The following is a 13,505-nucleotide window of genomic DNA, read 5'->3' on the forward strand; positions in this document are numbered from 1 at the left end:
CCGGCCGACGGCGCACCCCTGCGCGGCGCTTGCCCTTCCGCGATTACCCGAGCCGTTCGGCGAGGCGTGCCTCCAGGGTGCGCTGGTCCTCGTCGAAGCGGCGGATGCCCTCGGCCAGCTTGTCATTGGCCATGGCGTCCTGGTTGTGGCCCCAGCGGAAGGCGGGCTCGTCGAGGGGCGAGGGGCGCTCGCCGGCGGCGGGGATCGTCACCGCCGGGGTCACCTCGCCCTCCTCCGCCGCCAGCTCCTCGAGCAGCGCCGGGGAGATGGTCAGTCGCGGGCAACCGGCCAGCGCCAGCACCTGACCGACGGTGCGGAAGCTCGCCCCCATCACCACGGTGTCATAGCCGCCGCGGCCGGCCCGCTCGCAGACGCCGCGTACGAACAGCACGCCCGGGTCCTCGTCGGGCGCATACTCCTTGCCGGTCTCCTTCTTGTACCAGTCGGTGACCCGGCCCACGAAGGGCGAGACCAGGAAGACCCCGGCGTCGAAGCAGGCCTGGGCCTGGGCCTCGCTGAACAGCAGGGTCAGGTTGCACTGGATGCCCTCGCGCTCGAGGCGCTCGGCGGCGCGGATGCCCTCCCAGGTGGAAGCCAGCTTGATCAGCACGCGATCACGGCCCACGCCGCGCCGGTTGTAACGCTCGACCAGCTCATGGGCCTTGCGCACGCTGGCCTCCTCGTCGAAGGAGAGGCGCGCGGCCACCTCGGTGGAGATCCGCCCGGGAATGTGCCGGGCGATCTCGGCCCCCTTGGCCACGGCGAGGCGATCCACCGCCTGCTCCAGGCGCGCCTCGGGGTCGGCGACCTCCGCCTTGATGGCGGCGAGCTCCTCGTCGATCAGCGCCTGGTAGCCCGGCAGGTCGAAAGCCTTGAGCAGCAGCGAGGGATTGGTGGTGGCGTCGTGGGGCCGGTAGCGCTTGATGGCGTCCAGGTCACCGGTGTCGGCGACCACCAGTGAGTGGGTCTTGAGGCTGTCGAGTCGGGTCGTCATGAGGGACTCCTCTCTTGTGGTGCAATGCATCATGCAATGCGATCAGGTAATGGAGTGACGCTCGGCCAGGCACCGGCGATAGCGGGCATGGACCTCATCGTAGGCGGCGACACTGGCCGGGTCGGGGTCGGCCCGCGAGCTCTCGTCGAGATGCACCAGGCGCGTGCAGAGCTCGGCCAGCTCGCCGTCTCCGGACCCCGCGCGATGACACCAGGCCGCCTGCAGGGCGGCGCCCAGGGCCGCGGCATCGGTGGCCTCGGGACACACCACCCGGCTGGCGGTGATGTCGGCCAGCATCTGGCGCCACACCGGGCTGCGCGAGCCGCCACCGATCAGGCGGATCTCGCTCACCCCCTCGGCCAGCTGGCCGAACTGCTCGAGGCCATAGCGCAGGCCCAGGGTGGCGCCCTCCACCACCGCCCGGCAGAGGTTGGCCGGGGTGGTGTTGACGCTGGTGAGGCCATCCAGGCTGGCGCTGGCCTCGGGCAGCATGGGTACCCGCTCGCCATTGAAGAAGGGCAGCATCGTCACCCCCTCGGCGCCGATGGGGGCGGCCGCCACCCGCTCGCCGAAGCTGGCGAGGTCGAGGCCGAGCAGCTCGCGGATCCGGGTGGTGGCCGAGGTGACGTTCATGGTGCAGACCAGCGGCAACCAGCCGCCATGGCTGGCGCAGAAGTTGGCGACCATGGCGCTGTCGGCCACCACGGGTTCGGGGGAATGGGCGCAGATGGTGCCCGAGGTGCCGAGGCTCAGGGTCACCAGCCCCGGGCGGATGTTGCCGGTGCCGATGGCGCCGAGCATGTTGTCGCCACCGCCGCTGGCTACCAGGACGTCGTCGGCCAGCCCCAGCTCGCGGGCCAACGCGGGGCGCACCGTGCCGGCCGGCTCCCGGGAGGCGATCAGCCGCGGCAGCACCCGTTCGGGGTCGAGCTCCGGGGCGATCTCGGCCAGCACGTCGTGCCGCCAGCGCCGGGTGCGGGTATCGAAGTAGCCGGTACCGGAGGCATCGCCGGCCTCGGCCACCCGCTCGCCGGTGAGCCAGAAGTTGAGGTAGTCATGGGGCAGCATCAGGGTGGCGATGCGCGCATAGGCCTCGGGATGAACCTCCCGCAGCCAGGCGAGCTTGGAGGCGGTGTAGCCGGTCTGCAGCACCAGGCCCAGTTTCTCGAGGCAGCCCGCCTCGCCGCCCAGGCGCTCGACCAGGGCGGCGTTCCAGGGCGCGGTCTCGGTATCGCACCACAGCTTGGCCGGGTGCACCGGCTCGCCCGCGGCATCCAGCGCCACCAGCCCGTGCTGCTGACCGGAGACGCCCAGGGCACGGATCGCCCCGGCGTCGACGTCGGACTTCGCCACGGCCTCCCCGAAGGCGCCGCAGAAGGCCGCGACCCAATCGGCGGGCGCCTGCTCGCGTCGACCGCCCTCCCCCTCGTCCAGGCGGTGGGGACGACTCGCCTCGCCGAGGATCCGCTCGCCTTCCGGGTCCAGCACCACCACCTTGGTGCTCTGGGTCCCGCAGTCCACGCCGACGTACATCAGGACGCTCCTCCTGTCGCCGCCAGGCGCTCCAGGGTGGCGCGCGCGCCCTTCTCGTGCAGCTCGGTCAGGGCCGCGACGTAGGCGTCGCGGAAGCGCGCCTGCTCGGCCAGGTCGCCGAACAGCTCGCGGTTCTCGATAAAGGCCGTGGGCCGCTCGTGGTTGCGTTTCGCCAACGCCATCAGCTCCTCCCTGAGCCGGTCCACCACCTCGATGGGCTCGCCCTGCTCGTCGACGCCCTCGGCGTAACGCGCCCAGCTGGCTACCACCGCGGCACTGCGATGCATCTCGCCGCCGCGCGCGATCTGCTCGCGGATCACCGGGACCAGCCACTTGGGAATGCGATCCGAGCTCTCGGCACACAGCCGCGCCAGGGTGTCCCTGACCTCGGGGTTGGCAAAGCGCTCGATCAGGGTCCGGTGGTACTCCTCGAGGTCGATGCCCGGTACCGGGGCCAGGGTCGGCGAGGCCTCGTGGCGCATGTAGCCGAGCAGGAAGTCCACGAACAGCGGGTCCTGGCACACCTCATGGGCGTAGCGGTAGCCGGCGAGATAGCCCAGGTAGGCCAGTGCCTGGTGGCTGGCGTTGAGCAGGCGCAGCTTCATCATCTCGTAGGGCACCACGTCGTCCACCAGCTGCACGCCGACCCGCTCCAGCGGCGGGCGACCGGCGACGAAGTGGTCCTCCAGCACCCACTGGGTGAAGGGCTCGCAGACCACCGGCCAGGCGTCCTCGACGCCGAAACGCTCGCCAAGCTCGGCGATGTCGGCCTCGCTGGTGACCGGGGTGATGCGGTCCACCATGGCATTGGGGAAGGCCACCGAGGCCTCGATCCACGCGGCCAGTTCCGGATCCCGAGCACGGGCGTAGGCGGTGAAGGTCTCCCTGGCCACGTCGCCGTTGCCCTGGATGTTGTCGCAGGACATCACGGTGAAGGCGGCGATGCCACGCTCGCGGCGCCGCGCCAGGCCCTCGACGATCAGACCGAAGGTGGTGCGCGGCGCCTCGGGGTGTGCCAGGTCGTGGCGGATGTCGGGGGCCTCCAGGTCGAACGCCCCGCTCACCGGGTGGAAGTTGTAGCCCCCCTCGGTGACGGTCAGCGAGACGATACGGATCGCCGGGTCAGCCAGGCGCTCCACCACTGCCGACGGGTCGTCGGGGGCGAAGAGGTAGTCGACCATGCTGGCGATGACCCGCGGCTCGCGGCGGCCGTCGGGATGCTTGACCACCAGGGTGTAGAGGTGGTCCTGGGCGGCCAGGGCGTCGCGCATGCGCCGATCGCCCGGCATCACGCCGACGCCGACGATGCCCCAGTCCAGGGCCTCGCCGCGATTCATCAGCGCATCGAGGTACATGGCCTGGTGAGCGCGATGGAAGCCGCCGACGCCGAAGTGGACGATGCCGGCGGTGATGGCCTTGCGGTCCAGGCATGGCGCGGGGACCTCGGCGGGGAGCCTGGCGAGATTGTCGTTGTTGAGTCGGATCATGCGGGGTCTCCTGCCGAGTCGTGCTCGGCGCGACCGACCACGGCACGGCGTCAGCGCCACACCAGGTCGGGCGGGATGGATGTGGTCTGGATCAGTCGGGCGTTGGGCATGTCCTTGTCGAGGGCCTTGCGACGGGCGGCCTCGGCGTCGCGGCCCATGGCCAGCCAGCGCTCGATCAGGCGCTGCTCCAGGGTCGCGTCGTCCACCTCGAGCATCACGCTCAGGTCGAAGAGGCCATGCAGGGCGCGCCAGGGCTCCTGGTCGAGCAGCAGGTAGTTGCCCTCGACGATGACGATGCGGTGCTCGCGGGTGACCAGCCGGCCTCCGGCACGGGCCAGGTCCAGGGGCCGGTCGAACACCGGCACCGCCACCGCGGCATCCGCGCGGCGAATGCGTTCCAGGTCGACCCTCAGGCCCTCGGCGTCGAAGGTGTGGGGCGCGCCCTTCACCGGCAGCAGGGCCTCGCCGAGAACCGCGTTGTCGAAGTGGTAGCCGTCCATGGGGACCACCACCCCCTGCCCCGGGAGGGCGTCATCGATCGCCTGCAGCAACTGCTCAGAGCGGTAGGACTTGCCGGCGCCGGGCGGTCCGGCCAGGGCCACCAGCAGGCGTTGGCGTCCCTCGGCGGCGGCGAGGATTCGCCGGGTCACCTCGACGAGGGAGTGGACGCAGGGAGTGGAGGTCATGGCATTGATCCTCGTCTGTCACATCGGTCGCACGGCTCGGCGCTGAGCGCGCCACGGGTCGCGAGTTCGCACATGGGTCAGCTCATCCAGTTGCCGCCGTCGACGTTGAGGGTCTGGGCGACCACGTAGTCGCTGTCGTCGCTGGCCAGGAAGACCGCGGCGCCGCCGTAGTCGTCGGGTCGCCCCATGCGCCCGGCCGGTACCGCCTCGCCCACCAGGCGCTTCTTCTCGCCGAGCGGGCGCTTCTCGTAGCGGGCGAAGAGCGCATCCACCTCCGCCCACATCGGGGTGTCCACCACGCCGGGGGCGATGCCGTTGACGCGGATGCCATGGCGGATCAGGTCCAGGGCGCAGGACTGGGTGAGGCTGATCACCGCCGCCTTGGTCGCGCAGTAGGTGCTCACCAGGGCCTCGCCACGGCGCCCCGCCTGGGAGGCCATGTTGATGATCCTGCCCCCCTGACCCCGCGCCACCATTGCCCTGGCCACGGCCTGGAGGGTGAAGAAGAGCCCCCTGACGTTGACGTCGAACTGCCTGTCGTAGCTGGCTTCGGTCACCTCCAGCACCGGTTCCATGCCGAAGACGGCGGCGTTGTTGACCAGGATGTCGATGCCGCCGAAGCGCTCATTGACCTGCTCGATCATGGCGTCGACCGAGGCCCGGTCGCAGACGTCCAGGCGCACGCCCATCAGCCGCTCGTCGCCGTGCCCCTCCCCCTTCAGCGTGGCCAGGGCCTCGTCGATGGCGACCGGGTCGATATCGGCCACCACGACATTGGCGCCTTCGGCCAGGTAACGCTGGGCGATGGCCAGGCCGATGCCTCGGGCCCCGCCGGTGATGACGCTGGTCTTGTCGTCGAGTTTCATCGTGTCGTCCTGTTGTTCTGTCCGTGGGGTCAACCCTGTCATCGGGTCGTGGCGCGCAGGCGGCTCTGTCGCCAGTCGTCGACCAGCGACGCCAGCCCGTGCATGTGCTCGAGAATCCGCCAGGCACCCGCGGCCATCAGTCGGCGCTCCTGCCCGGGGTCGACATGGCTGGCCCCGATGAAGCCGATCACCGTCATGCCGGCGCCGCGAGCCGCGGTCACGCCGGAGACGCTGTCCTCCACCACCAGGCAGTCCCCGGGGCGGCGTGCCAGCTCACCGGCCGCCAGGTGGTAGAGGTCGGGGGCGGGCTTGGGACGGGCCACCTGGTCCGCCGTGAACACCGGCGACTCGCCCAGCAGCCGATCCAGCCCGGTGGTCGCCAGGGAGGCCAGTACCCGCTGCCGGCGGCTGTTGGAGACCACCGCCTTGGGCAGGTCGAGGGTGGCGATCGCCTCGGCCACCCCCGGCATGGCCTGGAGCTCGCGAGCCAGTCGCGCCTCGATGGTCTCGTCCACCCGCTCGGTGGCCGCCGGCGGCAGGCGATGCCCGCTCAGGCCTTCCAGGTGGCGCAAGATGTTGGCGGTCGTCATGCCCAGTGCCTGGCGGAGCACGGTGTCGGCGTCCAGGTCCGGCAGCCACTCGCCCAGCAGCTCCACCAGCGTCGCCTCGGCGATCGCCTCGCTGTCCACCAGCACGCCGTCACAGTCGAAGATCAGGGTCTCCATGAGCGCATCCGTCACTGGCTGTCGGCGTCGGAGGCAACGCGGTTGTCACGGCGCGTCAGGCCGGCGAGGGGGTGCTGCTCCAGGCTGGGCAGGGCCAGGCCGCGGGCATCGAAGAGATGCGCACGCCCCGGCTCGAAACCGAAGCGCACCGTCTCGTGGACGCGATGCGCCACGTCGCCATCGGCCATGATGGTGACCATCGACTCGCCCATCTGGACGTACAGCGAGGTCTGGCCACCCAGCCGCTCGAGGACCTGGATCTCCCCTTCCAGCGGTCCCTGGTCATCGAGCAGCAGGTGCTCGGGACGGATGCCGAGCTCCAGGGCAGAATCGGCCGAAAGCTCGCTGCCATCCGCCGGCACGCTGCAGGTGCCGCCACCGGGCAGCCGGATACCGACGCCCTCGTCATCCGCCCGCTCGAGCCCGACCTCCAGGAAGTTCATCTTCGGCGAGCCGATGAAGCCGGCCACGAAGCGGTTGCGGGGGTGGTGATAGAGCTCCATGGGCGAGCCCACCTGCTCCACCTCGCCGTCATGCAGCACCACGATCTTGTCGGCCATGGTCATGGCCTCGATCTGGTCGTGGGTGACGTAGATCATGGTGGCGTCGAGTGCCTCGTGGAGCCGCGCCAGCTCGATGCGCATCTGCACGCGCAGGGCCGCGTCGAGGTTGGAGAGCGGCTCGTCGAAGAGGAAGATGCTCGGGTTGCGGACGATGGCCCGACCGATGGCCACGCGCTGGCGCTGGCCACCGGAGAGGGCCTTGGGCTTGCGATCGAGCAGCGGCTCGAGCTGCAGGATCCTGGCCGCCTCGAGGACCTTCTGGCGGCGCTGCTCCTTGGGCACCTTTGCCAGACGCATGCTGAAGCCCATGTTGTCCTCGACGGTCATGTGCGGATAGAGCGCGTAGCTCTGGAACACCATGGCCAGCCCACGATCGGCGGGCCCCACGTCGTTCATGCGCTGGCCATCGATGACGATATCGCCCGAGGTGGCACTCTCCAGGCCGGCGATCATGCGCATCAGGGTCGACTTGCCGCAGCCGGAGGGGCCGACGAAGACCACGAATTCCCGGTCGTTGACCTCGAGATCCACGCCACGGATGACGTCGGTCTCGCCGAAGCTCTTGGTGATCTGCTTGAGTTGTAATGTAGACATCTGAGTATCCCTTTACTTGACGGCGCCGAAGGTCAGGCTGCGCACCATCTGTTTCTGTAGGTATCGAGAGCACCAGCCCAGGACCTGCCGATCGGCATCGTCGAAACCTATTTCACCTCGCCGAACGTCAGGCCGCGCACCCTCTGTTTCTGTAGGTATCGAGAGCACCAGCCCAGGACCTGCCGATTGGCATCGTCGAAACCTATTTCACCGCGCCGAACGTCAGGCCGCGCACCATCTGTTTCTGGGTCATCCAACCCAGGACGAGGATCGGGGCGATGGCCATGGTCGAGGCCGCGGAGAGCTTGGCCCAGAACAGCCCCTCGGGGCTGGAGAAGGAGGCGATATAGGCGGTCAGCGGTGCCGCATTCGATGAGGTGAGGTTGAGGCTCCAGAAGGCCTCGTTCCAGCTCAGGATCACCGACAGCAGGCCGGTGGAGGCGATGCCCGGCAGGGTCAGCGGCATCAGCAGGAAGAGCACCTCCTGCAGCGTGCTCGCCCCGTCCATGCGCCCCGCCTCGAGGATGTCCTTGGGCATGTCCTTGAAGAAGGTGTAGAGCATCCACACCACGATCGGCAGGTTCATCAAGGTGTAGACGATGATCAGGCCGGTGCGGGTATCGAGCAGGCCCACGTCGCGGAAGATCAGGTAGATCGGCATCAGCACCCCGACCGGCGGCAGCATCTTGGTGGATAGCATCCACAGCAGGGTGCCCTTGGTGCGCCGGGTGGGCAGGAAGGCCATGGAGTAGGCGGAAGGAATGGCGATCAGCAGCGCCAGCAGGGTCGAGCCGAAGGCCACCACCACGCTGTTGATCGCGAAGCTGGCATAGCCCGTACGGTCATGGACCTCCTGGTAGCTCTCCAGGGTCGGCGAGAAGATCAGGCTGGGGTCGGCGATGGCCGCCGCCTCGGTCTTGAAGCCGGTCAGCACCATCCAGAAGATCGGGAAGAAGATCACGCAGGCGACGCTCCAGCCGAGCACGGTCAGGCCGAGCTTCCTGACGCCGGCCGAGGCCAGCAGGGAGGGCCGGGTCGTCAGCGGGACCGCGGCGCTCTGCGTCCCGGGTTGCTTGGTTCTTGCAGTAGTCATGAGCTGCTCCCCTTGCCCTAGTCTTCCAGGTTCCTGGCCACCATGCGGACCAGGAAGATGGCGACGATGTTGGCGAGGACGATGGCGACCACCCCGCCCGCGGAAGCCATGCCGACGTCGAAGTCGAGCAGGGCACGGATGTAGATCAGGTAGGCCAGGTTGGTGGTGGCGAGCCCCGGTCCTCCCGAGGTGGTGACGAAGATCTCGGCGAAGATGGTCAGCAGGAAGATCATCTCGATCATGATCACCACGCTGATCGCGCGCTTGAGGTGCGGCAGGGTGATGAAGAAGAAGATGGCGACCGGACCGGCCCCATCCATGCGTGCCGCTTCCACCTGGTCCTCATCCAGCGACTGCATGGCGGTGAGCAGGATCAGCAGGGCGAAGGGCAGCCACTGCCAGGCCACGATGATGATGATCGAGGTCAACGGCAGCGAGGAGAACCAGTCGACGGCCGGCAGGCCGAAGGACTCGGCGACCCAGGAGAGTACCCCGTTGGAGGGGTGCATCATCATGTTCTTCCACACCAGGGCGCTGACGGTGGGCATGACGAAGAATGGCGAGATGGCCAGCACCCGGGCGATGCCGCGACCGGCGAACTCCTGCTGGAAGAGCACCGCCAGCAGGGTGCCACCCACCACGGTGATCGCCAGTACCCAGCCGACCAGCAGCAGGGTCGTGCCCATGGCCGACCAGAGGGCGGGATCGGTGAACAGGTATTGGTAGTTTTCCAGCCCGGCGAAGCCGGTCATGCCGGGCATCAGGAGGTTGTAGCGCTGGAAGGAGAACCACAGGGTCATCCCCAGGGGGACCAGCATCCACATCAGTAGCAGGGTGACGGCCGGCGCCTGCAGCGACAGGGTCCTCAGACCCCCGACGGTGCGGCCGGAAGCGCGTGTCTTGTTCATGGGAGTACCCGCGAGACCAGGTAGGGGAATGGATCCGGCCGGAATGATGCCCCGGCCGGGAGCGGCTGGCACCGGTCAGTCGAGGTAGCCGGCGCGCTGCATGGTGCGCTCCGTAGCGCGCTGCGCATTCTGCAGCGCCTGCTCGACCGTCATGTCACCGGTCAGGGCCGCGGCCACCATCTGGCCTACCTGGGTGCCGATGGACTGGAACTCGGGAATGCCGACGAACTGCACGCCGACGTAGGGGCTGGGTTCCAGCGTCGAGTCGGTGGGATCGGCACTCTGCATCGCCGCGAGGGCAAAGTCGGCGAAGGGCGCCGCTTCCTGGTAGTTCTCGTTGGCATAGGTGGACTCCCGGGTCCCCGGCGGCACGCTGGTCCAGCCCTCGGTCTCACCGACCAGTTCGATGTACTCCCGGGAGGTCGCCCAGGTGATGAACTCCCTGGCCGCGTCCTGTTTCTCCGAGGAGGCCGGGATGGCCAACGCCCAGGACCACAGCCAGTGGGAGCCCTTGGGTGTCTCGGCCACCGGCGCCTGGGCGAAGCCCAGCCTGTCGGCCACCTGGGATTCCGCCGGGTTGTAGATGCGCCCCGCTGCCGAGGTCGCATCGACCCAGATGGCGCACTTGCCGCTGGAGAACAGCGCCTGGTTCTCGTTGAAGCCGTTGGAGCTGGCCCCGGGCGGCCCATAGTCGTTCAGCAGGTCGACGTAGAAGCCGACCGCCTCCTGCCACTCGGGCGAGTCGAGCTCGGGATTCCAGTCCATGTCGAACCAGCGCCCGCCGAAGGTGTTCACCAGGGTCGAGACGAAGGCCATGTTCTCGCCCCAGCCCGGCTTGCCACGCAGGCAGATGCCGGCGACCTCGTTGTCGGGGTCGTGGAGCTGGCCGGCCCATTCGCGCACCTGCTCCCAGCTCGGCTGCTCGGGCACCTCGATGCCCGCCTCGTCGAACAGGTCCGTGCGGTAATACATCATCGAACTTTCGCCATAGAACGGCAGCGCATGCAGGGTGCCCTCGTGGGAGAGGCCATCGCGGACCGTCTGCAGCAGGTCATCGACCTGATACTCCGCGGGCAGCTCGTCGAGGGGCGTCAGCCAGCCGCGCTCGGCCCAGATGGGCACCTCGTAGGTGCCGATGGTCATGACGTCGAACTGGCCGCCCTGGGTGGCGATATCGGTGGTCAGGCGCTGGCGCAGCACGTTCTCCTCGAGCACTACCCAGTCCAGCGTGATGTCGGGATGCGCCTGCTCGAAGGCCTCGGTCAGGCTCTGCATGATCACCATGTCGTTGTTGTTGACGGTACCGACGGTGATCTCGGTCTGCGCCTGGGCCTGGCCGGCGACGGCGATGGCCGCGGTCAGGGTCGTCAGGGGGAGATGGCGGATGACTCTCATGGCGGGATCCTCCAGGGATGTCTTGGCATTGTTATATTGATCATATTGATCAAGCTTCGATCAAATGATCGATCACGGCGCCACAAAAAGCAAAGATTCGCCCTTAGACTTTGGCCCAAAGAATCAGTGATTACGGATGATGCACTGCGTCACGACGGCTCGATGATGCAGCGCGCGGCCGTCTCGTCGGTCACCAGACCCTTCAGCCAGCCACCCCGCAGCGCGGCGAGCAGCGCCGGCGCCTTCTCCCGGCCGCCGGCCAGGGCCACCAGGGGCTGGTCGCGCAGCATCTCCAGCGGCAGGCTGGTGACCCGACGGGTAATGGAGCAGTCGATGACCCGACCCTCGCGGTCCAGTGGCCAGCCCAGCAGCTCGCCCACGGCCTCGAGCCGCAGCAGCTCCTCGAGGTCGCTCTGGCCGATGAAGTGGTCCTGGAAGAGGGTCGCCTGTCGGTCGATGCGCCCCACGCCGATGAAGGCCGCCTCCGCCTGCCTGGCCACCTCCGTGATGGCCTGGAAGAGCCGCTGGCCGAGCATGGCCTGCTTCTCCTCCACCGAGTCGGCCACCACCGGGGTCGGCAGCAGGAAGCGCTCGCCGCCGGTCTTGTCGGCCAGCACCACCACGCCGTCATAGCGGTTGGCGGAGCCGTCACGTGCCACGTTGCCGACCAGCGAGACGAAACGATGTTGCGGACGGTCATGGCGGCTCATGGCCTCCACGGTGGCGCGCACCGAACGCCCGGTGCCCAGCGACAGGGTCAGGGGTTCGCTGCGCTCCACCAGGCGGGAGATACGCTCCGCGCCGGCTGCCGCGAGGTAGTAGGCGGCGCCGTCGGGCGCGTCCGGCTCGGCCGGCACCACATCGCAGTAGTCGAGGCCATAGCGGTCACGGATCGCCGCGGCCAGGGCCATGCAGGCCGAGATCGGATGATCGATGCGCACCTTGATCAGCCCCTCCTGGCGCGCCAGGGCGAGCAGGCGCTGGACCCCGGGGCGGGAGACGCCCAGCTGCTGGGCGATCTCGTCCTGGGTGATGCCCCCCACATAGGACATCCAGGCGGCGCGTGCGGCCTGGTCCAGCTTGCGTTCGAACTTGTCCATGGCCTTGGTCTCCTGGTTCCGCCCGGATCCGGCTTCCATGATACCGGGGCCGCCTCCCGGCACAATGCCAGGTGTCGGAGCATGCGCCGGGACGCCCGACCACTGGAGACGCCGGGCCGCCCGGCCTATGATGCGGGGTTCGAGACACCATTCTTCGAGGAGGAGTCCCCATGCCCATCGCCATGATCACCGGTGCCACGTCCGGCTTCGGCCGCGCCGCCGCCCGCCGCTTCGCCGCCGATGGCTGGTCGCTGATTCTCACCGGCCGCCGCAGCGAGCGCCTGGAGGCACTCGAGCAGGAGCTCAGCGACAGCGTGGCGGTGCTGACCCTGACCCTGGACGTGCGGGATGCCGAGGCGGTGGCCCGCGCGGTCGAGGCGCTGCCCGCCGAGTTTCGCGAGGTCACCTGCCTGGTCAACAATGCGGGCCTGGCACTGGCGCCCAAGCCGGCCCAGGAGGTGGACCTCGCCGACTGGCACACCATGATCGACACCAACGTCACCGGGCTGGTCAACGTCACCCATGCCATGCTGCCGCGCCTGATCGCCACCGGCGCCGGGGCGAGCATCATCAACATCGGCTCGGTGGCCGGCAGCTGGCCCTACCCCGGCGGCCACGTCTACGGCGCCACCAAGGCCTTCGTCGAGCAGTTCGGCTACAACCTGCGCTGTGACCTGAAGGGTACCGGGGTCAGGGTCACCGACATCTCGCCGGGGATGGCCGAGACCGAGTTCACCCTGGTGCGCACCAAGGGCGACCAGGCCGCCTCGGATGCCCTCTACCAGGGCACCACGCCGCTGCAGGCCGAGGACATCGCCGAGCAGATCTTCCATGTGGCGACGCTGCCGGACCACATCAACATCAACCGGCTGGAGGTGATGCCGACGCGCCAGACCTGGTCGCCCTTCACCATCGACCGGGATTGAGGGGGTTAGGCGCTGCCGAAGTAGCGCTCGCGATCCTCGGCGGTGATGTCGCTGACATGCAGCGGGAAGGCGGCCTCCCGCCGGTCATCATAGAAGTGGCGCAAGGTGCGCTCGATGGTGGGAAAGGCGAGCTCGTCCCAGGGGATCTCGTGCTCCTCGAACAGCGCCACCTCGAGGCTCTCTGGCCCCGCCTCGAAGCCGCTGGCGAGATCGGCACGGAAGATCATGTAGACCTGGTCGATGTGCGGCAGGTTGATCAGGGTATAGAGCCCATGGATCTCGACCTCGGCACAGGCCTCCTCGCGGGTCTCGCGGGCAGCCGCCTCGACGGTGGTCTCGGCGTTCTCCATGAAGCCCGCCGGCAGGGTCCAGTAGCCCTTGCGCGGGGAAATGGCGCGGCGGCACAGCAGCACCCGGCTGCCGCTCACCGGCAGGGTGCCGGCGACGATCCGCGGGTTCTGGTAGTGGATGGTGCCGCATTCGTCGCAGAAGTAGCGCGGCCGGTCGTCCCCGTCGGGAATCGCGAAGCGCACGGTATGGCCACAGTGACTGCAGAAGTTCATGGCGCTCCCTGGCAGGCTGGCGGGCGGCATGACGGCCACCCGGTCAGGGCTTGACGCCGCTCAAGGCGGCCG

General features: G+C 68.8%; 13 protein-coding genes. 1 reads left to right on the forward strand and 12 read right to left on the reverse strand.

The genetic code is table 11. From position 1 onward, the window contains the following. Positions 1-43: 43 nt before the first annotated feature. The 11 genes from tal to DFP85_RS05170 all read right to left on the reverse strand — a co-directional run bounded on the left by tal (position 44) and on the right by DFP85_RS05170 (position 11,944). Positions 44-994 carry a transaldolase gene (gene tal / locus DFP85_RS05120; RefSeq protein ID WP_133635219.1) on the reverse strand — a complete coding sequence of 317 codons (951 nt, stop codon included), beginning with the start codon at positions 992-994 and terminating at the stop codon, positions 44-46. Between the two features lie 42 nt (positions 995-1,036). Further along, positions 1,037-2,527, reverse strand: coding sequence for a xylulokinase (gene xylB, locus DFP85_RS05125; RefSeq protein WP_133635220.1), 1,491 nt, complete (start codon positions 2,525-2,527; stop codon positions 1,037-1,039). Then, on the reverse strand, positions 2,527-4,014 hold the full coding sequence (locus tag DFP85_RS05130; protein WP_133635221.1) for a mannitol dehydrogenase family protein: 1,488 nt from the start codon (positions 4,012-4,014) through the stop codon (positions 2,527-2,529). Before DFP85_RS05130 ends, xylB begins: the two co-directional genes overlap by 1 nt. Before the next feature lie 50 nt (positions 4,015-4,064). Next, positions 4,065-4,700 (reverse strand): nucleoside/nucleotide kinase family protein, encoded by a 636-nt coding sequence (locus DFP85_RS05135; RefSeq protein WP_133635222.1) that lies wholly within the window; start codon positions 4,698-4,700, stop codon positions 4,065-4,067. A gap of 77 nt (positions 4,701-4,777) precedes the next feature. After that, entirely contained in the window at positions 4,778-5,566 is a 789-nt protein-coding gene (locus tag DFP85_RS05140; protein ID WP_133635223.1) for an L-iditol 2-dehydrogenase, read from the reverse strand. 38 nt (positions 5,567-5,604) lie between these two features. Next, positions 5,605-6,291, reverse strand: coding sequence for an HAD family hydrolase (locus DFP85_RS05145; protein ID WP_133635224.1), 687 nt, complete (start codon positions 6,289-6,291; stop codon positions 5,605-5,607). Positions 6,292-6,302: 11 nt separating this feature from the next. Then, positions 6,303-7,448 carry an ABC transporter ATP-binding protein gene (locus tag DFP85_RS05150; protein WP_133635225.1) on the reverse strand — a complete coding sequence of 382 codons (1,146 nt, stop codon included), beginning with the start codon at positions 7,446-7,448 and terminating at the stop codon, positions 6,303-6,305. 202 nt (positions 7,449-7,650) lie between these two features. Continuing rightward, on the reverse strand, positions 7,651-8,541 hold the full coding sequence (locus DFP85_RS05155) for a carbohydrate ABC transporter permease (RefSeq protein WP_133635226.1): 891 nt from the start codon (positions 8,539-8,541) through the stop codon (positions 7,651-7,653). Between the two features lie 17 nt (positions 8,542-8,558). Then, complete coding sequence (locus DFP85_RS05160) at positions 8,559-9,449, reverse strand: carbohydrate ABC transporter permease (protein WP_133635227.1); 891 nt, start codon at positions 9,447-9,449, stop codon at positions 8,559-8,561. Positions 9,450-9,524: 75 nt separating this feature from the next. After that, a complete protein-coding gene (locus DFP85_RS05165) occupies positions 9,525-10,844 on the reverse strand; it encodes an ABC transporter substrate-binding protein (RefSeq protein WP_133635228.1) in 1,320 nt (439 codons plus the stop codon). A gap of 149 nt (positions 10,845-10,993) precedes the next feature. Next, on the reverse strand, positions 10,994-11,944 hold the full coding sequence (locus DFP85_RS05170; protein WP_040185839.1) for a sugar-binding transcriptional regulator: 951 nt from the start codon (positions 11,942-11,944) through the stop codon (positions 10,994-10,996). Positions 11,945-12,114: 170 nt separating this feature from the next. Between DFP85_RS05170 and DFP85_RS05175 the strand changes: the two genes are divergently transcribed. Next, positions 12,115-12,870 carry an SDR family NAD(P)-dependent oxidoreductase gene (locus DFP85_RS05175; protein WP_133635229.1) on the forward strand — a complete coding sequence of 252 codons (756 nt, stop codon included), beginning with the start codon at positions 12,115-12,117 and terminating at the stop codon, positions 12,868-12,870. A gap of 5 nt (positions 12,871-12,875) precedes the next feature. Here the strand turns inward: DFP85_RS05175 and DFP85_RS05180 are convergent, their stop codons facing one another. After that, entirely contained in the window at positions 12,876-13,433 is a 558-nt protein-coding gene (locus DFP85_RS05180) for an NUDIX hydrolase (protein ID WP_133635230.1), read from the reverse strand. Positions 13,434-13,505 lie beyond the last annotated feature (72 nt).

Origin of the sequence: Halomonas ventosae (assembly GCF_004363555.1) — a bacterium.
Classification (GTDB): Bacteria; Pseudomonadota; Gammaproteobacteria; order Pseudomonadales; family Halomonadaceae; genus Halomonas; species Halomonas ventosae.

Coding starts and splice junctions, on each gene's coding strand:
- tal (WP_133635219.1), bottom strand. CDS start 994: ATGACGACCCGACTCGACAGCCTCAAGACCCACTCACTGGTGGTCGCC.
- xylB (WP_133635220.1), bottom strand. CDS start 2,527: ATGTACGTCGGCGTGGACTGCGGGACCCAGAGCACCAAGGTGGTGGTG.
- DFP85_RS05130 (WP_133635221.1), bottom strand. CDS start 4,014: ATGATCCGACTCAACAACGACAATCTCGCCAGGCTCCCCGCCGAGGTC.
- DFP85_RS05135 (WP_133635222.1), bottom strand. CDS start 4,700: ATGACCTCCACTCCCTGCGTCCACTCCCTCGTCGAGGTGACCCGGCGA.
- DFP85_RS05140 (WP_133635223.1), bottom strand. CDS start 5,566: ATGAAACTCGACGACAAGACCAGCGTCATCACCGGCGGGGCCCGAGGC.
- DFP85_RS05145 (WP_133635224.1), bottom strand. CDS start 6,291: ATGGAGACCCTGATCTTCGACTGTGACGGCGTGCTGGTGGACAGCGAG.
- DFP85_RS05150 (WP_133635225.1), bottom strand. CDS start 7,448: ATGTCTACATTACAACTCAAGCAGATCACCAAGAGCTTCGGCGAGACC.
- DFP85_RS05155 (WP_133635226.1), bottom strand. CDS start 8,541: ATGACTACTGCAAGAACCAAGCAACCCGGGACGCAGAGCGCCGCGGTC.
- DFP85_RS05160 (WP_133635227.1), bottom strand. CDS start 9,449: ATGAACAAGACACGCGCTTCCGGCCGCACCGTCGGGGGTCTGAGGACC.
- DFP85_RS05165 (WP_133635228.1), bottom strand. CDS start 10,844: ATGAGAGTCATCCGCCATCTCCCCCTGACGACCCTGACCGCGGCCATC.
- DFP85_RS05170 (WP_040185839.1), bottom strand. CDS start 11,944: ATGGACAAGTTCGAACGCAAGCTGGACCAGGCCGCACGCGCCGCCTGG.
- DFP85_RS05175 (WP_133635229.1), top strand. CDS start 12,115: ATGCCCATCGCCATGATCACCGGTGCCACGTCCGGCTTCGGCCGCGCC.
- DFP85_RS05180 (WP_133635230.1), bottom strand. CDS start 13,433: ATGAACTTCTGCAGTCACTGTGGCCATACCGTGCGCTTCGCGATTCCC.